We start from the raw sequence: 22,864 nt of genomic DNA, 5'->3' as shown, positions 1-22,864 counted from the left end.
CGCCTGACTACACTGGCACGGTGCCCGATCCGCAGAGCCCGTCGTCGCACGCGGCGCAGATCTCCCCGTTCATCGAGCTCGACCGTGCCGACTGGGCCGCGCTCGCGCCGTCGATGCCCTCACCCCTGCGGGACACCGAGATCGTGCAGCTGCGAGGGCTCGGCGAGCCACTCGATCCGCGCGAGGTCGCCGAGGTCTACCTGCCGCTCAGCCGCCTGTTGAACCTCTACGTCGGCGGCACGAAGTCGCTGCACAACGTCACGAGCGAATTCCTGCGGGAGCGCGTCGAATCGACGCCCTTCGTCATCGGCGTGGCCGGTTCCGTCGCGGTCGGGAAGTCCACGATCGCCCGCCTGCTGCGCGAACTCCTCGCCCGCTGGGAGCACACGCCCCGGGTCGAGCTCATCACGACCGACGGATTCCTCTTCCCCAACGCCGAACTCGAACGCCGCGGACTCATGGCGCGCAAGGGGTTCCCGGAGTCCTACGACCGGCGGGCGCTGCTCCGCTTCGTGAGCGAGGTCAAGGCGGGCGCCGCCGAAGTGCGGGCGCCGTTCTACTCCCACCTCGCGTACGACATCGTGAAGGACGCGCAGATCACCGTGCGCCGACCCGACGTGCTCATCGTCGAGGGCCTGAACGTGCTGCAGCCGCCCGGTCCCGGTCACCGTCTCGCCGTCAGCGACCTCTTCGACTTCACGATCTACGTCGACGCGCGCACGAGCGACATCGCCCGGTGGTACGAGGAGCGGTTCCTGAAGCTCCAGCGCGGGGCGTTCTCGAATCCGCGTTCGTACTTCCACCGCTTCGCGAGCCTCACCGAGGCCGAGGCACGAGCTCGATCACGCGAGATCTGGCACTCGATCAACGAGCCGAACCTGCTGCAGAACATCCGTCCGACGCGCTCGCGCGCCTCGCTCGTGCTCCGCAAGGGCTCTGATCACACCGTCTCGAGCGTGCTGCTCCGAAAGCTCTGAACGCGACGCATCCCCTGCCGGGCGCACGGGCGCCCTGCAGGGGATGCGTCGCGTCAGAGGATGCGTCGCCTCAGGCGGGCGTCGTCTCAGTCGATGGCGAGTCGCTCGCGCACCACAGCGGCGAGTGATTCGGCGTGCCGCTCGGCGACCTCCTGCTCGGCGGCCTCGACCATGACGCGGACCATCGGCTCGGTGCCCGAGGGGCGCAGCAGCACGCGGCCGCTGTCTCCCAGCTCGGCCTCGACGGCGGCGACCGCCGCAGCGATCTCCGCGTCGTCGCCGAGTGCATGGTGGTCGACGCCGCGCACGTTGACGAGCACCTGCGGGTAGACCGTCATGACCGAGGCGAGCTCGGCGATGGTCTTGCCGGTGCGCGCCATCTCGGCGGCGAGGTGCAGGCCGGTCAGCACGCCGTCGCCGGTCGTGGCGAACTCGCTCATGATGACGTGACCCGACTGCTCCCCGCCGAGGGCGAGGCCTTCGGCGGCGAGGGCCTCGAGCACGTAGCGGTCGCCGACCTTCGTCTCGACGACGCGGATGCCGTGTTCGGCCATCGCGCGGCGCAGGCCGAGATTCGACATCACCGTCACCACGAGGGTGTCGTCGGTGAGCGTGCCGCGCTCCTTCATCGAGACGGCGAGGATCGCCATGATCCGGTCGCCGTCGATGATGTTGCCGTCGGCGTCGACCGCGAGGCAGCGGTCGGCGTCGCCGTCGTGGGCGATGCCGAGGTCGGCGCCGTGTTCGATGACGGCGGCCTGGAGCTGCTCGAGGTGCGTCGAACCGACACCGTCGTTGATGTTCATGCCGTCGGGGTCGGCTCCGATGACGATGACCTCGGCGCCCGCGTCCTTGAAGGTCTCGGGCGAGACGCCGGCGGCGGCGCCGTGGGCGCAGTCGAGCACGACCTTGAGACCCTCGAGGCGGTGCGGCAGCGTGCCGAGCAGGTGCACGACGTAGCGATCCTCGGCATCGGCGAAGCGGCGGATGCGGCCGACGCCGTCACCGACCGGAGCGAGCTTCTGCTTGCCGAGGAAGGACTCGATGCGGTCTTCGACCTCGTCGGGCAGCTTCGTGCCGCCGTAGGAGAAGAACTTGATGCCGTTGTCGGGCGCCGGGTTGTGCGACGCCGAGATCATCACGCCGAAGTCGGCACGGATCGAGTCGATGAGGAACGCCGTCGCAGGGGTCGGGATGACCCCGGCGTCGAGCACGTCGACACCGGAGCTCGCGAGACCGGCCGAGACGGCAGCGGTGAGGAACTCGCCGGAGACGCGCGGATCGCGCGCCACGACGGCGACCGGCCGCCGGCCGGCGGCGCGAAGCTCGTCGGCGTGACGCCCTTGAGTGAGGACGGCGGCAGCCGCCTGGGCGAGGCCCAGGGCCAGGTCAGCCGTGAGTTCACGGTTGGCCAGGCCCCGGACCCCGTCGGTTCCGAAAAGCCGAGGCATGTACGGAGAACCGAACGCTGGGATCAGCGCTTCGAGAACTGCGGCGCCTTGCGGGCCTTCTTGAGACCGGCCTTCTTGCGCTCGATGACGCGAGCGTCACGCGTGAGGAAGCCCGACTTCTTGAGCGTCGCGCGGTTGTTCTCGCGGTCGATCTCGTTCAGTGCGCGAGCGATCGCCAGACGCAGCGCGCCTGCCTGGCCCGAGGGGCCGCCGCCCGTGATCTTCGCGACCACGTCGTACGAGCCGACGAGCTCGAGCACCGTGAACGGGTCGGTGATGAGCTGCTGGTGCAGCTTGTTGGGGAAGTAGGCCGCGAACTCGCGACCGTTGACGGTGATGCCGCCGGCGCCGGGAACGAGGCGCACGCGGGCGATGGCCTGCTTGCGGCGGCCGACGGCCGCGCCCGACACGTTGAGCACGGCGCGGGGCGTCGTGGGAGCTGCCTCGGGGGCACTCTCGGTGGTGTAGCTCTCGGGAGCCGCTTCGATCTGGTCTGCGATCTTCGCCATGGTGGTGTGAATCCTTATTTCGAGAACGTCGAGGGTGCCGGAATTACTGGGCGACCTGGGTGAGGGTGTACGGCTTGGGCTGCTGGGCCGCGTGCGGGTGCTCCGGACCGGTGTAGACCTTCAGCTTCTTGAGCTGGGCCCGACCGAGCGAGTTCTTCGGGAGCATGCCGCGGATCGCCTTCTCGACGGCGCGGACGGGGTTCTTCTCGAGGAGCTCGGCGTAGCTGACAGCCGTGAGACCGCCCGGGTACCCCGAGTGGCGGTACGCCTTCTTCTGCTCGAGCTTCTGGCCGGTGAGGGCCACCTTGTCGGCGTTGACGATGATGACGAAGTCACCGGTGTCGACGTGGTTCGCGAAGATCGCCTTGTGCTTGCCGCGCAGCAGTGCTGCGGTGTGGCTCGCGAGGCGACCGAGAACGATATCGGTTGCGTCGATGACGACCCAGTCGTGCTGGATGTCGGACGGCTTGGGAGTGAACGTGCGCGTCACGGAAGTGCTGCTTTCTGATCGAGTGAGGGGTTCGTGAATCCCACTCCGGTGGGTGTTCGCCCGCGATGCGTTCGAACGCCCTGGTGGAGGGCTCAACTTCGGATGCCGCCGCAGAGGACGGCACCAAAGGGCAAGCTTAGCGGGTCGGGACGCGGTCGTCCAATCGGCCGCCCTTCAGTCACCCGCCTCGGCCTCGTCGGCGAGACCGTCCCCGATCCGCACGCGCAGTTCGCGCCGAGCCCGCGTCTGTGCGGCGCGGGTCGCGAGTTCCTGGTCGTCGGGGTAGCCGACCTCGGTGAGCACGAGGCCCTTGGCCGGCATCACCATGAAGGCGTTCGTGCGCTGCGCGACCTGGAGCAACGCAGCCGGCGCCTCGACGTCGAGACGGCCCTCGCCGACCGCGACGGCCGCGCCGATCAGTGCTCGCACCATCGAATGGCAGAAGGCATCGGCCTGCAGCGATGCCACGAGCACGCCGTCGGCGTCACGCCGCCATCGGTACGACTGCAGGGTCCTGATGGTCGTCGCCTCGGCGCGAGGCTTGCAGAACGCCGCGAAGTCGTGCAGCCCGAGGAGGCTCTGCGCCGCGACATCCATCCGCTCGGCATCGAGCGTGCGCGGATGCCAGACCGTTCGCAGGCGAGCGAGCGGATCGCGCGTCGCCGGGGCGTCGGCGATGCGGTACTCGTACCGTCGCCACATCGCCGAGAAGCGCGCGTCGAAGCCGTCGGGTGCGAGCGCGGCGCCCGTCACCACGACATCGGCATCGGCTGCCCCGATCACACCCGAGAGCCGTCGCAGCAGCACCGGAGCGGGATCGGCTGCCCCGTATTCGGCCGCATCGCCGCGCCGTGCCCGGGTCACCGCGGCGAGTGCCGAAGTGGGCACGTCGAAATGCGCCACCTGCCCCAGCGCGTGGACGCCCGCATCGGTGCGCCCCGCGACCGTCAGCCGCGGTACCGCGCCGGTGCGCCGGAAGAGGAGCCCGAGCGCGTCCTCGACGACCCCCTGGACGGTGCGCAGGCCCGGCTGCCGGCTCCACCCGTTGAAGCGGGTGCCGTCGTACGCGATCGAGAGTCGCACCCGGACCGTATCGGCGCCCAATGGAACGACCGGACCGCCACCGGTGCCGGGCGATGCGACGGATTCGGAGACGACCATGCCGTCAAGCCTACGATCGCGGCGCCGACACGAACGCCGTACCCTGCAGTTCGGCAGGCGCCTCATTCCGCGTTCGCGCGCCCGGACCTCCCACGATGAGCGCGATGACCGCGACCGTCACGAGCGACCAGCCCAGCAGTCCGTTCTGCCAGGGAACGTATCCGAGCACGAGCAGTACGCCGACGCCGGCCACCGCCGACGCGCTCCAGAGCAGCACCGCAGCGAGTGGGGTGCTGCGCTCGACCGGTTTCGGCCAGCGTGCCTCGATGCGCGGCACGACCACGCAGCATCCGGCCACCACGACCGCGATGGCGAGGATCCAGAGCGGACGCGTCGCCCACCACGCCGGCGACAGCACGGGCGGGAACGGCAGCCCGAACAGCAGCTGCAGCGACGTCACGACGGCCATCGCGAAGGTGTGCCAGAGGTAGATGACCATGCCGTACACGCCGAAGACGAACACCGTGCCGAGCATCGGCCGCCAGTGCATCATGCGCCGGATGAGCGGCTGCACGAGCGCGAACAGGCACGCCTGGCCGAGGGCGAGGGCGAGGATCGCGAGCGTCGGCGGATTGAGGTTGTCGAGCATGTCGTGCGAGTAGCCGAACCAGGTCACGAGCACGCCGATGACGCCGTACGCACCGACCGCGACGGCGACGAGCACGAGCCGCGACCGTCGCGCGAACCAGCCGTCGCGGAGCCCGAACCCGAGCTGCTGCGCGAACAGCCAGACGAAGATCCAGTTGAGTGCGCCGACCGGCACGCCGAACCCGCGCACCAGCACGTCGACCATGACGACTGCCGCGGCGAGCCCGAGATATGCGGGCCACGGCGCGTGCCGGTGGAGCCACGACATCGTCGGCACGAACGCGGTGCAGATCAGGTAGACCGGGATGAACCAGAGCGGCTCGGCGAGCCGCACTGCGAAGGTGCGCACGAACTCGGCGTCGACCCCGGCCAGGAGCATGCCCGCGAGCACTGCTCCGACGGCGGCGACGAGCCCGACCACCGGCTGCGCCAGACGGATGGCGCGGATCCGGATGTAGTGGGAGACCGTCTCACCGTGCCCTCGGAGCCGCCGCCACTGCGTGATCGATGCGAATCCGCCGCAGATGAAGAAGACGGGCATGATCATGAGCGGCCACGTGGCCCAGGCGAGCGGTTCGAAGCCGTCGAGCGCGTTGAACGCCCGCAGCGGGTCGCCGCCGATGCCCATCTGCAGGGCGTGCAGCAGCACCACGATCGGCAGGCAGAACGCGCGGGCGAAATCGATCGAGAGATCCCGGTCGACCGGGATGCGGACGGCGGCCACGCTGCTCCTCTTCGAGCACCGTTGACGGCGGCGCTGAGAACAGATTCTGGCACAACGCGAACGGCCCCGGTGCCCGCGCATCGGCGCTGTGGAGGACACTCATCGCGGCGACGCGCACCCGGCTCGTCGCGCTGCCTCAGACCACGATCGTGTAACTGGTCTCGGTGGTGGCCGCACGGAATCCCATGCCCTCGTACAGGGCGAACGCCCCGGTCGGGTTCGCGGCGTCGACCTCGAGCGTCGAGTACTCGAGACCGGCAGCGCCGGCAGCCGCCAGATGTGCCGCGAGCAGGGCCTTCGCGACGCCGCGGCCGCGGTGGCCGCGCACCACGCCGACCAGCGGAACGTGCACGCTCGAGAACCCCTGCCCGCCCCAGTCGGCCTCATTCACCTCGGCCAGCACGAACCCCACGACACGATCGCTCGCCTCGTCGATGGCGACGACCGAGAGGTCCATGCGGAGCACCGCGCTCGAGATGAAGACGCGCCACTCCTCCTCAGATCTCGGCTGGCTGCCCCAGTGGTCGCGGAACGCGTCGTTCCGGGCCGTCCTCACCTCGTCGGCGCGCGTCGCCTGCAGCGCCTCGACACGGATGCCGTCGCCGGCGCGAACGTCGTCGACCGGCTCTGCGAGATCACGGCGCAAGCCGGCGAAGTAGCGGGCTGCGGTGAAGCCCTCCGACTCGAGCAGCGGGCCGGCCCATCGAGCACGGTCGTCGGTGAACCCCATGATCCAGCCGGGAAGAGGCAGGTCGGATGCTGCGAGCTGCTGGGCTCCTCGCGCGCGCTGCCAGGCGAGGAGGAGTCGGCCGATGCCCCGCCGACGCAGCTCGGGATGCACTCCCCCGACGAGGATCGTGCGGACGAGGGTGTCACGCCCCGGCGGGTGGTACGCGACGCCCCATGCGACTGCGCGGCCGTCGGCATCGAGCGCCACGATCGAGTCGCGCTCACGGTCGACGAACGACATCCCGAGGTCGTCTGCGAGCTCTTCGCGCGGGAGCCTGTATTCGGGATGGTCGGCGGCCGCCATGGCCGCCTCGAGCTCCACGATCCGGTCGACGTCGTCGTCGCGGATCGGGCGCCAGGCGTGCACGTCGGGGTGTACGAGAGGAGGGAGCGTCTCGGGAGCGGTGATGCGCTCGTGGAGGGGCGACAGTTCGTGCTCGGTCACGGGCTCCACACTAACGGGGAGACGGCGAAGGGCCCCGGTGCGATGCACCGGGGCCCTTCGTGATCGAACGTCGAGACTACTTGGTCTCGGCGGCCTCTGCCTCGTCGGCGGCGACCTCGGTCGTCTCCTCAGCGGCTGCGTCGGTCGCCTCGACCTCGGTCGTCTCCTCGACGACCTCGGCCGGAGCCTCCTCGGCGACGGGCGCCTCGGCAGCGGCCGGCTTCGCGGCGCGCTTCTTCGGGGTCACGGGCTCGAGCACGAGCTCGATGACCGCCATGGGCGCGTTGTCGCCCTTGCGGTTGCCGATCTTCGTGATGCGCGTGTAACCGCCCTCACGGTCGGCGACCTGGGGGGCGATGACCGTGAACAGCTCGTGCACGACGGTCTTGTCGCCGATGACGGCGAGCACGCGACGGCGCGCGTGCAGGTCGCCGCGCTTGCCGAACGTCACCAGACGCTCGGCCAGCGGACGGAGGCGCTTGGCCTTCGTCTCGGTGGTGGTGATGCGCTTGTGCGTGAACAGCGCTGCAGCGAGGTTCGCGAGCATCAACCGCTCGTGGGCGGGGCCGCCTCCGAGGCGGGGGCCCTTCGTGGGCTTCGGCATGGTTCGTTCTCTCCAGTAGGTGGGGGTTGGTGGGCGACCGCGAGGTCTGCCTAGTTCTCGTCGTCGAAGCCCGTGTAGAAGTGGGCCCCGTCGAATCCGGGGACGGAGTCCTTCAGCGACAGGCCCATTTCGGTGAGCTTGTCCTTGACCTCATCCACCGACTTCTGACCGAAGTTGCGGATGTTCATGAGCTGCGACTCCGACAGGGCGACGAGCTCGGACACCGTGTTGATGCCCTCGCGCTTCAGGCAGTTGTAGCTGCGCACCGAGAGGTCGAGGTCTTCGATCGGGATCGAGAGCTCGCTGGAGAGCACGGCGTCGACCGGCGCGGGGCCGATCTCGATGCCCTCGGCAGCGGTGTTCAGCTCGCGGGCGAGGCCGAACAGCTCGGTCAGCGTGCGGCCGGCCGAAGCGATCGCGTCGCGCGGCGTGATGGCCGGCTTCGACTCGACGTCGACCACGAGGCGGTCGAAGTCGGTGCGCTCGCCGGCACGGGTGGCCTCGACGCGGTAGGTGACCTTCAGGACCGGCGAGTAGATCGAGTCGACCGGGATCTGGCCGGCTTCCGAGTACTCGTTGCGGTTCTGGCTGGCCGAGACGTAGCCGCGGCCGCGCTCGATCGTGAGCTCGAGCTCGAACTTCGCCGAGTCGTTGAGCGTCGCGATGACCAGCTCGGGGTTGTGCACCTCGACGCCCGCCGGAGCGGAGATGTCGGCTGCGGTGACCTCACCGGCACCCTGCTTGCGCAGGTACGCGGTGATCGGCTCGTCGTGCTCGCTGGAGACGACCAGGTTCTTGATGTTGAGGATGATCTCGGTGACATCCTCCTTCACACCCGGAACCGTCGAGAACTCGTGGAGCACGCCGTCGATGCGGATGCTCGTCACGGCCGCGCCGGGGATCGAGGAGAGGAGGGTGCGACGGAGCGAGTTGCCCAGGGTGTAACCGAAGCCCGGCTCGAGGGGCTCGATCACGAAACGCGAACGGAACTCCGAGATGTTCTCTTCGGTGAGCGTCGGGCGCTGTGCGATCAGCACTGTTGATTCCTTTCGGCAGGGTGTCCGCTATATGACACCTGCGAGTACGAGGATCTTGAGTTGTGTGAGAGAACGGATGTCCCGGCGATCGAGGAGGGCCCGGCTGAGCCGGACCGCTCCTCGATCACCGGGAGGGAATCAGACGCGGCGACGCTTGGGCGGGCGGCATCCGTTGTGAGCCTGGGGCGTCACGTCGTTGATGCTGCCGACCTCGAGGCCTGCGGCCTGGAGCGAGCGGATCGCGGTCTCGCGGCCGGAGCCGGGACCCTTGACGAACACGTCGACCTTCTTCATGCCGTGCTCCTGCGCCTGGCGGGCGGCCGACTCTGCGGCGAGCTGCGCGGCGAACGGGGTCGACTTGCGCGAGCCCTTGAAGCCGACGCCACCGGAGGAGGCCCAGCTGATCACGGCACCGTTGGTGTCGGTGATCGAGACGATCGTGTTGTTGAACGTCGACTTGATGTGGGCCTGGCCCACGGCGATGTTCTTCTTTTCCTTCTTGCGCGGCTTGCGAGTAGCCGCCTTGGGTGCTGCCATGTGTGAAATCTCCTAGATCTGGCGACGAGCGGTTACTTGCGGCCGGGCTTCTTCTTGCCGGCGACGGTGCGCTTCGGGCCCTTGCGGGTACGAGCGTTGGTCTTGGTGCGCTGGCCGCGGACCGGGAGACCGCGACGGTGGCGGATGCCCTCGTACGAGCCGATCTCGACCTTGCGGCGGATGTCGGCGGCGACCTCGCGGCGGAGGTCACCCTCGACCTTGAAGTTGCCCTCGATGTAGTCGCGCAGCGCAATGAGCTGGTCGTCGCTGAGGTCCTTCACGCGGATGTTTCCGTCGATGCCGGTCTCGGCGAGCGTGGTGAGCGCTCGCGTGCGGCCGACGCCGTAGATGTAAGTCAGTGCGATCTCCACGCGCTTCTCGCGCGGGATGTCGACTCCTGCCAGACGTGCCATGTGTGGCTTCTCCTGATTCGAAGTGGAGGTGTGGAGCAACGCCGGTGCCCGAGCCTCCGACTCGAGGTGTCCCCGCGGCATCCGTGGATGCCTGCGGTTCTGGCGCTGCCGATTGTATTCAGTTGTGGGATGCAGGGCGCCTAGCGCCCTTGTCTGGTGACTAGCCCTGGCGCTGCTTGTGGCGCGGGTTCGACTTGCAGATGACCATGACGCGGCCGTGGCGGCGAATCACCTTGCAGTGGTCGCAGATGGGCTTGACGCTGGGGTTGACCTTCACGATTGTTCCTTGATGTGTCGCTGTCCTCGTACCCGCGAGATGTCGCGGGCCGTTACTTTCCGAGCAGCCGTTTACTTGTAGCGGTAGACGATGCGGCCGCGCGTCAGGTCGTATGGGCTCAGCTCGACGATCACGCGGTCCTCGGGGAGGATGCGGATGTAGTGCTGGCGCATCTTTCCTGAGATGTGCGCGAGGACCTTGTGGCCGTTCGTGAGTTCCACCCGGAACATCGCGTTCGGGAGGGCCTCGACAACCGAGCCTTCAATCTCGATGACGCCGTCTTTCTTGGCCATAGCCTCACTATCGCTTGGAGTTTGGGATGCTGGTCGTGCGATGGTTCCGCTCGCCGAGCCCGATTCCCCTGAATTCAGAGGTCGTCAGGCATGCCGAAGCAGGCGTGCAGAACACCAAGGGTCAACTCTAGGTGATTCCGAGCGTTTTCGCCAGTCGAGCGCGGCGCCGGCCCGTGGCGGAGCGTCGCCCTACGCGCCGGATCCGCCTCGCGCGGCGATCTCGGCCGCGAGCGACTCCGTTGCGGTCCGCGCCGCCGCGGCATCCTCGGCCGCGAGAGCGGCCCGGGCGAGGGCTCTCGCGTCGTCGGCGCCGAATCGCTTGAGCGAGGCCCGCACGTCGGCGAGCGCCGAGGGCGACATCGACAGGCTGGTGGCGCCGAGCCCGACGAGCACGACGGCCAGCAGCGGGTCCGCTGCGGCCTCGCCGCAGATGCCCACCGGCTTCCCGAGCGCGGCACCGGCCGCCCCCACCTCCGCGATGAGGCGCAGCACCGCGGGGTGCCACGGGTCCTGCAGGGCCGCCACGGTGCCGAGCAGGCGGTCGGCGGCCATCGTGTACTGCGTGAGGTCGTTCGTGCCGATCGACGCGAAGTCGGCCGCAGCCAGCACCCGGTCGGCGATGAGCGCCGCCGACGGCGTCTCGACCATCACTCCCGCGACGGCGATGCCGAGCTCCTTCGCGATCGCGACGAAGTACCGCGTCTCCTCGACGGTCGCGATCATCGGCGCCATGACCTGCAGTTCCGCCTCCGTCGACTCGGCGGCGGCCGCGAGCGCCGTCAGCTGGTCGCGCAGGATCACCTCGGCATGCCGAAGCGCTCGGATGCCGCGGAGCCCGAGTGCGGGGTTCGCCTCTGGCGCATCGTTGACGAAGGCGAGCGGCTTGTCGGCGCCGGCGTCGAGTACACGGACCACGACCTTCCGCCCGGGGAACGCCGTGAGCAGCCGTGCGTACTCGGCCTGCTGCTCGTGCACGGTCGGGGCGACGTCGGCTCCGAGGAAGAGGAACTCCGTGCGGAAGAGCCCGACACCCTCCGCGCCGAGGCGCACGGCCTCGGCGACGTCGTCGACGGAGCCCAGGTTCGCGAGCAACGGCACGGGCGTGCCGTCCGCGAGCGCGCCGGGCGCGAGCGGTGCAGCAGCCTGTGCCGCACGCTCCTCGAGCCGGGTGCGCGCTGCTGTCAGCTGTTCGTCGGAGGGCGACACGACGACGAGGCCCCGGGCCGCATCGACGACGACGACGTCGCCATCCACGAGACGCGCGGCATCCGCCGCACCGACGACGGCGACGAGTGCCTTCTCGCGGGCGAGGATGGCCGTGTGCGAGGTGGGACCGCCTTCGACGGTCACGAGCGCCTGCACCCGGTCGAGATCGAGCATCGCCGTGTCGGCAGGAGCGAGGTCGTGTGCGACGAGCACGAATGGATGACCGGGGTCCGGCACGCCCGGCGCGGGCAGCTGCATGAGCTCCGCGATCACTCGTTGCGAGACGTCGTCGAGATCGGCGGCCCGCTCCCCCATGTACCCGCCCATCTCCGCGAGCCGTCGGCGATACGAGGCGAACGCCTCGAAGACCGAGCGCTCCGCCGTGGCCCCCCTCGCCAGCTTCGCATCGACGAGATCGACGAGGCTCGGATCCTCGGCCATCATGGCCTGCGCCTCGAGCACGTCCCTGCCGGCTCCCCCGGCCACCGCACCACGACGCGAGAGCTCGGCGGCGACCGTCGCCAGGGCGCTCCTCGCCCGGGCCGATTCCCGTTCCCGACCGAGCTCGCTCGCCGCATCGGCGGGTTCCGGCAGGCGTTCCGCCATCCGCACGACCCGACCGATGGCCACCCCCTGGCCGATCCCGGTCCCCGTGATCTCCCTCATCCGCCCGGCCTCCGTTGCGAGTATCCGTTCTGCATTCACCCTAGTCGTCCGGCGGGCGCCCGACGGGAGCATCGTCGTGCCGGCCGTCGCCCGAAGAGCGACGGGACAGCGTACACGCCACGTTGTTTCATGGAGGACCCGAGCTCCGACCTTCGACGCGAACGAGCGAGCGTGCGACTCAGGCGATGGGGGCGGGTCGCACCCCGAACCGCGCCAGCCCTGCGGCTCCGCCGTCGGGGGCGGTGAGCACCCAGATGCCGTCGGCGTGAACCGCGATGGAGTGCTCCCAGTGCGCGGAGTCCGAACCGTCGGAGGTCGTGACGGTCCAGTCGTCGTCGCGCGTGAACGTGTCGATGGACCCGCCGACGATCATCGGCTCGATCGCCACGACGAGCCCGGGCTTGACCGCCGGTCCCCGACGATCCACGCGGTAGTTGAAGACGGGCGGCTCCTCGTGCATCGTGCGCCCGATACCGTGACCGACGTAGTCGGTGAGGATCCCGTACGCACCCTCGCCGTGGACGAAGTCCTCGATCGCGGCGCCGACCTCGTTGAGGTGCGAAGCGCGCGCGAGCGTGGCGATGCCGAGCCACAGGGCGTGCTCGGTGACCCGATTGAGCTCGTCGCGGGAGGCGACCACGTCGGGACGCTCGGCATCGGGCAGCACGACGGTGAACGCGGAGTCGCCGTTCCAGCCCGCGACCTCCGCACCGCCGTCGATCGAGACGATGTCGCCGGCACGGAACGGCCGGTCTCCGGGGATGCCGTGCACGACGTCGTCGTCGACCGAGACGCACAGCGTGTGCCGGTATCCGGGTACGAGCTGGAAGTTCGGCACGCCGCCGCCCTCGCGGATCACCCGCTCGGCAGCGGCATCGAGCTCGAGCGGCGTCGCCCCCGGGACGAGCAGCCGGCGCACCTCTGCGAGTGCCGCCGCGGTCAGCCCACCAGCGGCCCGCATCGAGCGGAGCTCGGCGGGCGACTTGTAGATGGACCGTCGGAACACCGAACGACTCAGGCGGAGACGCCGTTGGGAGCGAGCCCGCGAGCGGCGAGCGCCGAGAAGATGCGCTCGGTCACCTCGTCGAGCGTGCCGACGCCGTCGATGCGCACGACCACGCCGCGTTCGCGGTACACGTCGAGGATCGGTGCGGTCTCCCGCTCGTAGATCGCGAGTCGATTCGCGATGACCTCTTCGGTGTCGTCGGTGCGACCCTGCTCGGCCGCGCGCTGCTGCAAGCGGGCGATGCTCTCACCGCGGGGCACCTCGAGTTCGATGACCGCGTCGAGTGCCTCACCACGAGACGTGAGGAACGCGTCGAGGTCGTCGACCTGACCACGATTGCGCGGGTACCCGTCGAGGAGGAAGCCGCCCGCGGCATCCGCCTGCTCGAGCCGATCGCGCACGAGCTCGCTCGTGAGCGCATCGGGAACGAGGTCACCCGCCTCGATGATCGCCTGGACGCGCTTGCCGAGTTCGGTGCCACCCGCGACGTTCGCACGGAAGATGTCGCCGGTGGCGACCTGGGGCACTCCGAACGCCTCCGCGACGAGCACGCCCTGCGTTCCCTTGCCGGAGCCCTGGGGCCCGACGATCAGGAAGCGAGCTGAGCCGGTAGCGGAAGCCGTCATCGGAGAAGTCCTTCGTAGTGTCGCTGCTGGAGCTGGGCGTCGATCTGCTTGACCGTCTCGAGACCGACACCGACGATGATCAGGATGGAAGCGCCGCCGAAGGGGAAGTTCTGGTCGGCGCCGACCATCGCGAACGCGATGAGCGGGATCAGGGCGATGAGGCCGAGGTAGAACGAGCCCGGAAGCGTGATGCGGGTGAGCACGTAGTCGAGGTACTCCGCGGTCGGACGACCGGCGCGGATGCCGGGGATGAACCCGCCGTACTTCTTCATGTTCTCCGACACCTCGTCGGGGTTGAAGGTGATCGCGACGTAGAAGTACGTGAAGCCCACGATGAGCAGGAAGTACATCAGCATGTACAGCGGGTGGCTGCCCTGCGTCAGGTTGTTCGTGACCCAGGTGACCCATGCCTGCGGCTGCTCGCCGGCCGCCGGGGTGTTGAACTGCGCGATGAGCGCCGGCAGGTAGAGCAGCGACGAGGCGAAGATGACCGGCACGACGCCTGCCATGTTGACCTTGATCGGGATGTAGGTGTTGTTGCCACCGTACGTGCGCCTGCCGACCATGCGCTTGGCGTATTGCACCGGGATGCGCCGCTGCGACTGCTCGACGAAGACGACGGCGACGACGACGAGGAGTCCGATGGCGAGCACGATCGCGAAGATGTCCCAGCCGCGGGCGATGCCGATGGCCCAGAGCGAGCCGGGGAAGGTCGCAGCGATCGACGTGAAGATGAGGAGCGACATGCCGTTGCCGATGCCGCGCTCGGTGATGAGCTCGCCCATCCACATGATGAGGCCGGTGCCGGCGGTCATGGTGATGACCATGAGGAGGATCGCGTACCAGGCGTCGTTCGTGATGAGCTGCGAGCACTCGGGGGCGCCCGAGGGGAACAGCGCGCCGGAGCGGGCGACCGTGATGAGCGTGGTCGACTGGAGCACGCCGAGCGCGATCGTGAGGTAGCGGGTGTACTGGGTGAGGCGGCTCTGGCCGGCCTGGCCCTCTTTGTACAGCGTCTCGAAGTGAGGGATCACGACGCGGAGCAGCTGCACGATGATCGATGCCGTGATGTACGGCATGATTCCCAGCGCGAAGATCGACAGCTGGAGCAGCGCACCGCCGGAGAAGAGGTTCACGAGGTCGTAGAGTCCCGTGGCGCCCGTCTGGTTGGCGGCGAGACATGCCTGAACGTTGCCGAAGTCCACGAACGGCGCGGGAATGAACGAACCCAGCCGGAACAGGGCGACGATGCCCAGCGTGAACCCGAGCTTGCGGCGAAGATCCGGCGTGCGGAAGATCCGCCCGATGGCGTTGAACACTCGTCCTCCTGTTGCTCCGTGTGGAGTCAGTCCATATGCGGCTCGAGCCAGTCGAGACCCCCGTGAATCATACGCGAGGTCCCGACTGGCTCGTGCAATCGGTGCTGTTTCCGGTCTACTTGACCGAGCCGCCAGCGGCGACGATCTTCTGCTCGGCCGAGCCGGAGACCTTGTCGACCGCGACGTTGAGCTTCACCTGGATGTCACCGTTGCCGAGAACCTTGACACGCTCGTTCTTGCGAACGGCGCCCTTCTCGACGAGGTCGGCGATCGTGACGTCGCCGCCCTTCGGGTACAGCTCGGCGAGCTTCTCCAGGTTCACGACCTGGTACTCGACGCGGAACGGGTTCTTGAAGCCGCGGAGCTTCGGCGCACGCATGTGGTACGGAAGCTGGCCACCCTCGAACCCGGGGCGGATGTTGTTGCGAGCCTTCGAGCCCTTGGTACCGCGACCTGCCGTCTTGCCCTTCGAACCCTCACCGCGTCCAACGCGGGTCTTGTCCTTCTTGGCGCCGGGAGCGGGGCGGAGGTGGTGGACCTTCAGCACCTGCTCGCGCTTCTCCGCGACATCCGCCTTGGGGGCGGCCGTCTTGGAGGACGCGGCCTTCGCGGGGGCCTTCTTCGCCGGAGCCTTCGCGGCGGCGGCCGAGTCGGCCTTCGCTGCGGTGGCCTTGGCGGGGGCCTTCTTCTCGGCAGCAGCCTTGGGGGCTGCCTTCGCGGCGGCGGGCTTGTCGGCCGTCTTCTTCGCCGGAGCCTTCTTGGGGGCTTCGGCGGCGACGTCCTTCTTCTCGTCAGCCATTAGTCAATCTCCTCAACCTTCACGAGGTGCGCGACGGTGTTCACGTAGCCGCGGTTCTGCGAGTTGTCCTCGCGAATCACCGAGTCACCGATGCGCTTGAGTCCGAGGCTGCGCAGCGTGTCGCGCTGGTACTGCTTCTCGCTCACCTTGGACTTGATCTGGGTCACCTTCAGCTGCTTGGCCATCAGGCACCTGCCTTCGCTGCTGCGGCGGCCTCGGCCGCCTGGGCCTCGGCACGCAGCAGACGGGCCGGAGCGACCTCGTCGTAGGCGAGGCCACGACGGGCGGCGACTGCGCGGGGCTCTTCGAGCTCCTGCAGGGCGGCGACCGTGGCGTGCACGATGTTGATGGTGTTCGACGAACCGAGCGACTTGCTCAGCACGTCGTGGATGCCGGCGCACTCGAGCACCGCACGCACGGGACCACCGGCGATGACACCGGTACCGGCCGAAGCCGGGCGCAGCAGGACGACGCCGGCTGCGGCCTCACCCTGGACGGGGTGCGGGATGGTGGCTCCGACGCGGGGAACGCGGAAGAAGTTCTTCTTCGCCTCCTCGACGCCCTTCGAGATCGCGGTCGGGACCTCGCGCGCCTTGCCGTAGCCGACGCCGACGAGTCCGTTGCCGTCACCCACGACGACGAGCGCCGTGAAGCTGAAGCGACGGCCGCCCTTGACGACCTTCGACACGCGGTTGATGGTCACGACGCGCTCGAGGAACTGGCTCTTCTCGGCGTCACGGCCACCGCGGTCGCGGCCACCCTGGTTGCGGTCACGACCGCCGCCGCGACGGTTGTCGCGCTCGTTCCGAGCCGGCTCCGAAGCTGCTGCCGTCTCGACGGGTGCCTCTGCGGTCACCTCGGTCTCCTTCGTAGTGTTCTCGCTCACAGGTTGAGCCCTGCCTCTCGCGCTCCATCGGCGATCGCTGCGACACGACCGGCGTACTTGTTGCCGCCGCGGTCGAAGACGACGGACTCGATGCCGGCCTTCTTCGCACGCTCTGCGACGAGCTCGCCGACCTTCTTGGCCTTGGCGGTCTTGTCACCGTCGAACACACGGAGGTCTGCCTCCATGGTCGAGGCGCTGGCGACGGTCAGGCCCTTGCTGTCGTCGACGACCTGCACGAACACGTGACGTGCCGAACGGGTGACGACGAGGCGCGGACGCAGCTCGGTGCCGACGACCTTCTTGCGAAGGCGGGTGTGGCGGCGCGAACGCGCAGCCGTCTTGGTCTTCACAGCCATGATTACTTACCTGACTTTCCGGCCTTGCGACGCACGACCTCGCCGGCGTAGCGGATGCCCTTGCCCTTGTACGGCTCGGGCTTCTTGATCTTGCGGATGTTCGCGGCGACCTCGCCGACCGCCTGCTTGTCGATGCCCGCGACCGTGATCTTGTTGTTGCCCTCGACGGTCAACGTGATGCCGGTGGGTGCGTCGACGACGACGGGGTGCGAGAAACCGAGCGCGAGCTCGAGCGACGAGCCCTTCTGCGCGACGCGGTAACCGGTTCCGACGATCTCGAGACCCTTGGAGTAGCCCTGGGTCACGCCGATGATCTGGTTGGCGATGAGGGTACGCGTGAGGCCGTGCAGCGAGCGCGAGGTGCGCTCGTCGTCGGGGCGGGTGACGAGAACCTGGTTCTCTTCGAGCTTGACCTCGATGGGGGCGGCGACGGTGAGCGCGAGCTCGCCCTTCGGGCCCTTCACCGAAACGGCCTGGCCGTCGATCTTGACCTCGACGCCCGCGGGGATGTCGATGGGGAGACGTCCGATTCGTGACATGGAACTACCACACGTAGGCGAGGACTTCTCCGCCTACGCCCTTCTTCTCGGCCTGACGGTCGGTGAGCAGACCGCTGGAGGTGGACAGGATGGCAACGCCGAGGCCGCCGAGCACCTTGGGGAGCTCCGTCGACTTCGCGTAGACGCGGAGGCCGGGCTTGGAGACGCGCTTGATGCCAGCGATCGAACGCTCGCGGTTGGGGCCGAACTTGAGCTGCAGCGTCAGCGTCTTGCCCACGCGAGCATCAGTCAGCTCGAAGTCCGCGATGTAGCCCTCCTTCTTCAAGATCTCGGCGATGTTCGCCTTGAGCTTGGAGTTGGGCATCGACACGGAGTCGTGGTGTGCGGAGTTCGCGTTCCGCAGACGGGTCAGCATGTCAGCGACCGGGTCGGTCATCGTCATGACGAGTGTTTCCTTACGTTCACCAGGTTTCAGCGCCCGTTACACGAGCGATGACCTGTGGTGTCGGTCTTCCACGGATGCGGGAGACCGGGTCGGATGCTGCGGGCGTGCGCCCGCAGCATCCGGGGTTCAGTTGGCGGACTCGGCCGACTTGAAGGGGAAGCCGAGCTGCTTGAGCAGCGCGCGGCCCTCTTCGTCCGTCTTGGCCGTGGTCACCACAGTGATGTCCATGCCGCGGACGCGGTCGATCTTGTCCTGGTCGATCTCGTGGAACATCGACTGCTCCGTGAGACCGAAGGTGTAGTTGCCGGTGCCGTCGAACTGCTTGTCCGAGAGACCGCGGAAGTCGCGGATACGGGGCAGTGCGAGCGAGAGCAGGCGGTCGAGGAACTCCCACATGCGGTCGCCGCGAAGCGTGACGTGGGCACCGATCGGCTGGCCCTCGCGCAGCTTGAACTGCGCGATGGACTTGCGAGCCTTGGTGACCTGCGGCTTCTGGCCGGTGATCTTGGTGAGATCGGCGATCGCGCCGTCGATGACCTTGCCATCGCGCGCGGCTTCGCCGACACCCATGTTCACGACGATCTTCACGAGACCCGGAACCTGGTGCACGTTGGTGTAGCCGTGCTCCTCGGTGAGGGCCTTCGAGATCTCGTCCCGGTACTTGGTCTTCAGGCGCGGCTGGATTTTGCCAGCCTGCGTAGCCGTGTCGGTCATTACAGGTCCTTACCTGACTTCTTTGCGTAGCGGACGCGGACGGTCTTCTCGACGCCGTCCTTCGTCACGGTCTCGATGCGGAAACCGACGCGGGTCGGCTTCTTCGACTCGGGGTCGACGAGTGCGACGTTCGAGACGTGGATCGGGGCCTCGACGGTCTCGATGCCGCCGGTCTTCGAGCCGCGCTGCGTCTGGCCGACGCGAACGTGCTTCGTGACGAAGTTGATGCCTTCGACGACGACGCGGTTCTCGGCGACGAGCACCTCGAGGACCTTGCCCTGCTTGCCACGGTCTCCGCCGCGAGCCTGGCTGCGACCCGAGATGACCTGAACGAGGTCACCCTTCTTGATGTTGGCCATGACTAGATAACCTCCGGTGCCAGCGAGATGATCTTCATGAACTTCTTGTCGCGAAGCTCGCGACCGACCGGTCCGAAGATACGGGTGCCGCGGGGGTCACCATCGTTCTTCAGGATCACTGCGGCGTTCTCGTCGAACTTGATGTAGGAGCCGTCGGGACGACGGGTCTCCTTGACGGTGCGGACGATGACGGCCTTGACCACATCGCCCTTCTTGACGTTGCCGCCGGGGATCGCGTCCTTGACGGTCGCGACGATGGTGTCACCGAGGCCGGCGTACCGGCGCTTCGAGCCACCGAGGACGCGGATCGTGAGCAGCTCCTTGGCGCCGGTGTTGTCGGCGACCTTGACTCGTGATTCCTGCTGAAGCACTTTGAATCTCCTTCTTTCAAGTAAGCGCGGGGCTTACTTGGCCTTCTCGACGATCTCGACGAGGCGCCAGCGCTTCGTGGCGGAGAGGGGACGGGTCTCGCTGATCACGACGAGGTCGCCGATGCCGGCGGTGTTCTGCTCGTCGTGCGCCTTGACCTTCGAGGTACGGCGGATGACCTTGCCGTACAGCGGGTGCTTCACGCGGTCCTCGACCTCGACGACGATGGTCTTGTCCATCTTGTCGCTGACGACGTAGCCGCGACGAACCTTGCGGTAGCCGCGGACGAGCTCGGCCGCGGTGTCGACCTCGGCCGAAGCCTTCTTGGTCTCAGCCATGATCAGGCCTCCTTCGTCTCGTCGACCTCGGCTGCAGCATCAACGGATGCCTCGGCCTTGGCCTTCTTCGTCTTCTTCTCGGCCTTGACCGGAACTTCGACCGGCGCGGGCGTTGCCCGGATGCCGAGCTCGCGCTCGCGGATGACCGTGTAGATGCGCGCGATGTCGCGCTTGACCGCCCGGAGGCGGCCGTGGCTTTCGAGCTGACCGGTGGCCGACTGGAAGCGCAGGTTGAACAGCTCTTCCTTGGCCTTCTTCAGCTCATCGACGAGTCGCTCGTCTTCGAAAGTGTCGAGCTCGACGGGGCTGAGCTCCTTGGTGCCGACGGCCATTATGCGTCGCCCTCCTCGCGCTTGATGATGCGTGCCTTGAGGGGCAGCTTGTGGATGGCACGGGTCATTGCCTCACGAGCGAGTTCCTCGGAGACGCCGGAGACCTCGAAGAGGACTCGACCCGGCTTGACGTTCGCGACCCACCACTCGGGCGAACCCTTACCGGAACCCATTCGGGTTTCGGCCGGCTTCTTCGTGAGCGGACGGTCGGGGTAGATGTTGATCCACACCTTGCCGCCGCGCTTGATGTGACGCGTCATGGCGATACGAGCGGACTCGATCTGACGGTTCGTCACGTACGCGGGGGTCAACGCCTGGATGCCGAACTCACCGAAGGTGACCTTCGTGCCGCCGGTGGCGTGGCCCGAACGGCCGGGGTGGTGCTGCTTGCGGTACTTGACTCGACGGGGAATCAACATGGTTATGCCTCAACTCCTGCTGCCACCGGCTCCTGCGCCTTGGGCGCACGGCGGGGACGGTCACTGCGCTCGGGGCGCGACGACTTCTGGTTGGCCTGCTCGCGGGCGAGCTCCTTGTTGGTGATGTCGCCCTTGTAGATCCAGACCTTCACACCGATGCGGCCGAAGGTGGTCTTCGCCTCGTAGAAGCCGTAGTCGATGTTCGCGCGCAGGGTGTGCAGGGGCACACGGCCTTCGCGGTAGAACTCCGAACGGCTCATCTCGGCGCCGCCGAGGCGGCCGGAGACCTGGATGCGGACGCCCTTGGCGCCGGCGCGCTGAGCACCCTGCAGGCCCTTGCGCATCGCGCGGCGGAATGCCACACGAGCGGAGAGCTGCTCGGCGATGCCCTGAGCGACGAGCTGAGCGTCGGCCTCGGGGTTCTTCACCTCGAGGATGTTCAGCTGGATCTGCTTGCCGCTGAGCTTCTCGAGGTCGGCGCGGATGCGCTCGGCCTCGGCGCCGCGGCGGCCGATCACGATGCCGGGACGTGCCGTGTGGATGTCCACGCGGACACGGTCGCGGGTGCGCTCGATCTCGATGCGCGAGACACCGGCGCGGTCCAGCGACGTCTGCAGCAGTCGACGGATCTTGATGTCTTCTGCAAGGTAGTCGGCGTAGCGCTGACCGGGCTTCGTCGAGTCGGAGAACCACCGCGACACATGGTCGGTGGTGATGCCGAGACGGAAGCCGTACGGGTTGACTTTCTGACCCATTACTTCGTACCCTCCTCGGGCGTGGCGAGCACGACGGTGATGTGGCTCGTTCGCTTGTTGATGCGGAAGGCACGACCCTGAGCGCGCGGCTGGAATCGCTTGAGGGTGGTGCCCTCATCGACGAATGCGCGGCTGATGTAGAGGTCCTGCTCGTCCAGGTAGGTGTTCGTGGCATCGGCCTTGACGCGAGCGTTCGCGATGGCCGAGGCGACGAGCTTGTACACCGGCTCGCTCGCACCCTGGGGTGCGAACTTCAGGATGGCGAGTGCCTCCTGTGCCTGGCGCCCGCGGATCATGTTGACGACGCGGCGGGCCTTCATGGGGGTGACGCGGATGTGTCGCACGCGTGCGATCGACTCCACCATTTCTTCTCCTCCTTCACGTCACCGCTTAGCGGCGACGGCCCTTCTTGTCGTCCTTCACGTGTCCACGGAAGGTGCGGGTGGGGGCGAACTCGCCGAGCTTGTGACCCACCATGGTCTCGGTGACGAACACCGGGATGTGCTTGCGGCCGTCGTGCACCGCGATCGTGTGACCCAGCATCGCCGGGATGATCATCGAGCGGCGCGACCACGTCTTGATGACGTTCTTGCTGCCGGCCTCGTTCGCCGTGATCACCTTGCGAAGCAGGTGGTCATCGACGAAGGGGCCCTTCTTCAGACTGCGTGGCATCTTCTACAACTCCTACTTGCGCTTCTTGCCGACGTTGCGGCGGCGAACGATGAGCTTGTCGCTGGGAAGATCGCGCTTGCGCGTACGGCCTTCCTTCTGGCCCCAGGGGCTGACGGGGTGACGTCCACCGGACGTCTTGCCCTCGCCACCACCGTGCGGGTGGTCGACCGGGTTCATGGCGACACCACGCACGGTCGGGCGGACGCCCTTCCAGCGCATGCGGCCGGCCTTGCCCCAGTTGATGTTCGACTGCTCGGCGTTGCCGACCTCGCCGACGGTCGCGCGGCAGCGCGCGTCGACGTTGCGGATCTCGCCCGAGGGCAGGCGCAGCTGGGCGTAGGGGCCGTCCTTCGCAACGAGGCGAACGGATGCTCCGGCCGAGCGTGCCATCTTGGCACCGCCGCCGGGGCGCAGCTCGATGGCGTGCACCACGGTACCGGTGGGGATGTTCTTCAGCGGCAGGTTGTTGCCGGGCTTGATGTCGGCGCCGGGGCCCGACTCGACGACATCGCCCTGCGAGAGCTTGTTCGGAGCCAGGATGTAGCGCTTGGTGCCGTCGACGAAGTGCAGCAGCGCGATGCGCGCGGTGCGGTTGGGGTCGTACTCGATGTGAGCGACCTTGGCGTTGACGCCGTCCTTGTCGTTGCGCTTGAAGTCGATCACGCGGTACTGGCGCTTGTGGCCACCACCGATGTGACGCGTCGTGATGCGGCCCTGGTTGTTGCGACCACCGGTCTTCGGCAGCGGGCGGAGCAGCGACTTCTCAGGCGTGGAGCGAGTGATCTCCGCGAAGTCGGCGACCGACGAACCGCGACGACCAGGAGTCGTGGGCTTGTACTTACGAATAGCCATTCTTATTCCT

At 67.9% G+C, this 22,864-nt stretch carries 33 protein-coding genes; 1 reads left to right on the top strand and 32 read right to left on the bottom strand.

Annotation, left to right across the window (positions count from 1 at the left end):
* The first annotated feature begins 20 nt into the window (after positions 1–20).
* Complete coding sequence (gene coaA, locus JOE59_RS01710; RefSeq protein ID WP_307836906.1) at positions 21–977, top strand: type I pantothenate kinase; 957 nt, start codon at positions 21–23, stop codon at positions 975–977.
* Positions 978–1,063: 86 nt separating this feature from the next.
* Here coaA and glmM read toward each other — a convergent pair whose 3' ends face one another.
* The 32 genes from glmM to rplB all read right to left on the bottom strand — a co-directional run bounded on the left by glmM (position 1,064) and on the right by rplB (position 22,854).
* Complete coding sequence (gene glmM / locus JOE59_RS01705) at positions 1,064–2,428, bottom strand: phosphoglucosamine mutase (RefSeq protein ID WP_204458673.1); 1,365 nt, start codon at positions 2,426–2,428, stop codon at positions 1,064–1,066.
* Between the two features lie 23 nt (positions 2,429–2,451).
* The gene (rpsI, locus tag JOE59_RS01700) at positions 2,452–2,937 is read right to left on the bottom strand and encodes a 30S ribosomal protein S9 (protein WP_074260125.1); all 486 of its coding nucleotides are present in this window, start codon (positions 2,935–2,937) and stop codon (positions 2,452–2,454) included.
* A gap of 43 nt (positions 2,938–2,980) precedes the next feature.
* Complete coding sequence (rplM, locus tag JOE59_RS01695; protein WP_056010815.1) at positions 2,981–3,427, bottom strand: 50S ribosomal protein L13; 447 nt, start codon at positions 3,425–3,427, stop codon at positions 2,981–2,983.
* A gap of 174 nt (positions 3,428–3,601) precedes the next feature.
* Complete coding sequence (gene truA / locus JOE59_RS01690; protein ID WP_204458672.1) at positions 3,602–4,588, bottom strand: tRNA pseudouridine(38-40) synthase TruA; 987 nt, start codon at positions 4,586–4,588, stop codon at positions 3,602–3,604.
* 10 nt (positions 4,589–4,598) lie between these two features.
* Positions 4,599–5,900, bottom strand: a complete 1,302-nt coding sequence (locus JOE59_RS01685; RefSeq protein WP_204458671.1) for an acyltransferase family protein — start codon at positions 5,898–5,900, stop codon at positions 4,599–4,601.
* Positions 5,901–6,036: 136 nt separating this feature from the next.
* On the bottom strand, positions 6,037–7,074 hold the full coding sequence (locus JOE59_RS01680; protein ID WP_204458670.1) for a GNAT family N-acetyltransferase: 1,038 nt from the start codon (positions 7,072–7,074) through the stop codon (positions 6,037–6,039).
* A 76-nt stretch (positions 7,075–7,150) separates the two neighbouring features.
* Positions 7,151–7,678 carry a 50S ribosomal protein L17 gene (gene rplQ / locus JOE59_RS01675; RefSeq protein ID WP_204458669.1) on the bottom strand — a complete coding sequence of 176 codons (528 nt, stop codon included), beginning with the start codon at positions 7,676–7,678 and terminating at the stop codon, positions 7,151–7,153.
* Positions 7,679–7,728: 50 nt separating this feature from the next.
* Positions 7,729–8,715 carry a DNA-directed RNA polymerase subunit alpha gene (locus JOE59_RS01670; RefSeq protein WP_022893850.1) on the bottom strand — a complete coding sequence of 329 codons (987 nt, stop codon included), beginning with the start codon at positions 8,713–8,715 and terminating at the stop codon, positions 7,729–7,731.
* 138 nt (positions 8,716–8,853) lie between these two features.
* A complete protein-coding gene (gene rpsK, locus JOE59_RS01665) occupies positions 8,854–9,252 on the bottom strand; it encodes a 30S ribosomal protein S11 (RefSeq protein ID WP_022889749.1) in 399 nt (132 codons plus the stop codon).
* 32 nt (positions 9,253–9,284) lie between these two features.
* The gene (rpsM, locus tag JOE59_RS01660) at positions 9,285–9,665 is read right to left on the bottom strand and encodes a 30S ribosomal protein S13 (protein ID WP_074260121.1); all 381 of its coding nucleotides are present in this window, start codon (positions 9,663–9,665) and stop codon (positions 9,285–9,287) included.
* A 160-nt stretch (positions 9,666–9,825) separates the two neighbouring features.
* Positions 9,826–9,942: a 50S ribosomal protein L36 gene (gene rpmJ, locus JOE59_RS01655; protein WP_005050492.1), complete on the bottom strand. Its 117-nt coding sequence runs from the start codon at positions 9,940–9,942 to the stop codon at positions 9,826–9,828.
* 71 nt (positions 9,943–10,013) lie between these two features.
* Positions 10,014–10,235, bottom strand: coding sequence for a translation initiation factor IF-1 (gene infA, locus JOE59_RS01650; RefSeq protein WP_021759551.1), 222 nt, complete (start codon positions 10,233–10,235; stop codon positions 10,014–10,016).
* Between the two features lie 189 nt (positions 10,236–10,424).
* Complete coding sequence (ptsP, locus tag JOE59_RS01645; protein ID WP_204458668.1) at positions 10,425–12,107, bottom strand: phosphoenolpyruvate--protein phosphotransferase; 1,683 nt, start codon at positions 12,105–12,107, stop codon at positions 10,425–10,427.
* A gap of 178 nt (positions 12,108–12,285) precedes the next feature.
* Positions 12,286–13,113: a type I methionyl aminopeptidase gene (gene map, locus JOE59_RS01640; RefSeq protein WP_204458667.1), complete on the bottom strand. Its 828-nt coding sequence runs from the start codon at positions 13,111–13,113 to the stop codon at positions 12,286–12,288.
* An 8-nt stretch (positions 13,114–13,121) separates the two neighbouring features.
* A complete protein-coding gene (locus JOE59_RS01635) occupies positions 13,122–13,739 on the bottom strand; it encodes an adenylate kinase (protein WP_204458666.1) in 618 nt (205 codons plus the stop codon).
* Positions 13,736–15,058, bottom strand: coding sequence for a preprotein translocase subunit SecY (gene secY, locus JOE59_RS01630; RefSeq protein ID WP_204458665.1), 1,323 nt, complete (start codon positions 15,056–15,058; stop codon positions 13,736–13,738). Before secY ends, JOE59_RS01635 begins: the two co-directional genes overlap by 4 nt.
* 115 nt (positions 15,059–15,173) lie before the next feature.
* Complete coding sequence (gene rplO, locus JOE59_RS18620) at positions 15,174–15,857, bottom strand: 50S ribosomal protein L15 (protein ID WP_239560051.1); 684 nt, start codon at positions 15,855–15,857, stop codon at positions 15,174–15,176.
* Entirely contained in the window at positions 15,857–16,042 is a 186-nt protein-coding gene (gene rpmD, locus JOE59_RS01620; RefSeq protein ID WP_074260115.1) for a 50S ribosomal protein L30, read from the bottom strand. Before rpmD ends, rplO begins: the two co-directional genes overlap by 1 nt.
* Positions 16,042–16,743 (bottom strand): 30S ribosomal protein S5, encoded by a 702-nt coding sequence (rpsE, locus tag JOE59_RS01615; protein WP_179550964.1) that lies wholly within the window; start codon positions 16,741–16,743, stop codon positions 16,042–16,044. Before rpsE ends, rpmD begins: the two co-directional genes overlap by 1 nt.
* Positions 16,740–17,099 (bottom strand): 50S ribosomal protein L18, encoded by a 360-nt coding sequence (gene rplR, locus JOE59_RS01610; RefSeq protein WP_056010846.1) that lies wholly within the window; start codon positions 17,097–17,099, stop codon positions 16,740–16,742. The genes rpsE and rplR overlap by 4 nt, the downstream gene beginning before the upstream one ends.
* A 2-nt stretch (positions 17,100–17,101) precedes the next feature.
* Positions 17,102–17,638, bottom strand: coding sequence for a 50S ribosomal protein L6 (gene rplF / locus JOE59_RS01605; RefSeq protein WP_074260113.1), 537 nt, complete (start codon positions 17,636–17,638; stop codon positions 17,102–17,104).
* 4 nt (positions 17,639–17,642) lie between these two features.
* Complete coding sequence (gene rpsH / locus JOE59_RS01600) at positions 17,643–18,041, bottom strand: 30S ribosomal protein S8 (protein ID WP_056010852.1); 399 nt, start codon at positions 18,039–18,041, stop codon at positions 17,643–17,645.
* Between the two features lie 129 nt (positions 18,042–18,170).
* A complete protein-coding gene (gene rplE, locus JOE59_RS01595) occupies positions 18,171–18,758 on the bottom strand; it encodes a 50S ribosomal protein L5 (RefSeq protein ID WP_204458664.1) in 588 nt (195 codons plus the stop codon).
* Positions 18,758–19,117, bottom strand: coding sequence for a 50S ribosomal protein L24 (rplX, locus tag JOE59_RS01590; RefSeq protein WP_074260111.1), 360 nt, complete (start codon positions 19,115–19,117; stop codon positions 18,758–18,760). The genes rplE and rplX overlap by 1 nt, the downstream gene beginning before the upstream one ends.
* 2 nt (positions 19,118–19,119) lie before the next feature.
* Positions 19,120–19,488 carry a 50S ribosomal protein L14 gene (gene rplN, locus JOE59_RS01585; RefSeq protein ID WP_056652970.1) on the bottom strand — a complete coding sequence of 123 codons (369 nt, stop codon included), beginning with the start codon at positions 19,486–19,488 and terminating at the stop codon, positions 19,120–19,122.
* Between the two features lie 33 nt (positions 19,489–19,521).
* Entirely contained in the window at positions 19,522–19,824 is a 303-nt protein-coding gene (rpsQ, locus tag JOE59_RS01580) for a 30S ribosomal protein S17 (protein WP_204458663.1), read from the bottom strand.
* A 2-nt stretch (positions 19,825–19,826) separates the two neighbouring features.
* Positions 19,827–20,156, bottom strand: coding sequence for a 50S ribosomal protein L29 (gene rpmC / locus JOE59_RS18915; protein WP_179550966.1), 330 nt, complete (start codon positions 20,154–20,156; stop codon positions 19,827–19,829).
* The gene (gene rplP / locus JOE59_RS01570; RefSeq protein WP_056010870.1) at positions 20,156–20,575 is read right to left on the bottom strand and encodes a 50S ribosomal protein L16; all 420 of its coding nucleotides are present in this window, start codon (positions 20,573–20,575) and stop codon (positions 20,156–20,158) included. The genes rpmC and rplP overlap by 1 nt, the downstream gene beginning before the upstream one ends.
* 2 nt (positions 20,576–20,577) lie before the next feature.
* Entirely contained in the window at positions 20,578–21,330 is a 753-nt protein-coding gene (rpsC, locus tag JOE59_RS01565) for a 30S ribosomal protein S3 (protein WP_056010873.1), read from the bottom strand.
* On the bottom strand, positions 21,330–21,695 hold the full coding sequence (gene rplV, locus JOE59_RS01560) for a 50S ribosomal protein L22 (protein ID WP_074260108.1): 366 nt from the start codon (positions 21,693–21,695) through the stop codon (positions 21,330–21,332). The genes rpsC and rplV overlap by 1 nt, the downstream gene beginning before the upstream one ends.
* Before the next feature lie 25 nt (positions 21,696–21,720).
* On the bottom strand, positions 21,721–22,002 hold the full coding sequence (rpsS, locus tag JOE59_RS01555) for a 30S ribosomal protein S19 (protein ID WP_056010880.1): 282 nt from the start codon (positions 22,000–22,002) through the stop codon (positions 21,721–21,723).
* A gap of 12 nt (positions 22,003–22,014) precedes the next feature.
* Positions 22,015–22,854: a 50S ribosomal protein L2 gene (gene rplB, locus JOE59_RS01550; RefSeq protein ID WP_204458662.1), complete on the bottom strand. Its 840-nt coding sequence runs from the start codon at positions 22,852–22,854 to the stop codon at positions 22,015–22,017.
* Positions 22,855–22,864: the final 10 nt, after the last annotated feature.

This window comes from Agromyces cerinus, from assembly GCF_016907835.1.
In the GTDB taxonomy this organism is placed as follows: domain Bacteria; phylum Actinomycetota; class Actinomycetes; order Actinomycetales; family Microbacteriaceae; genus Agromyces; species Agromyces nitratus.
The sequence above is the reverse complement of the archived record's forward strand: the minus strand, read 5'-3'. Positions and strand labels throughout refer to the sequence as shown.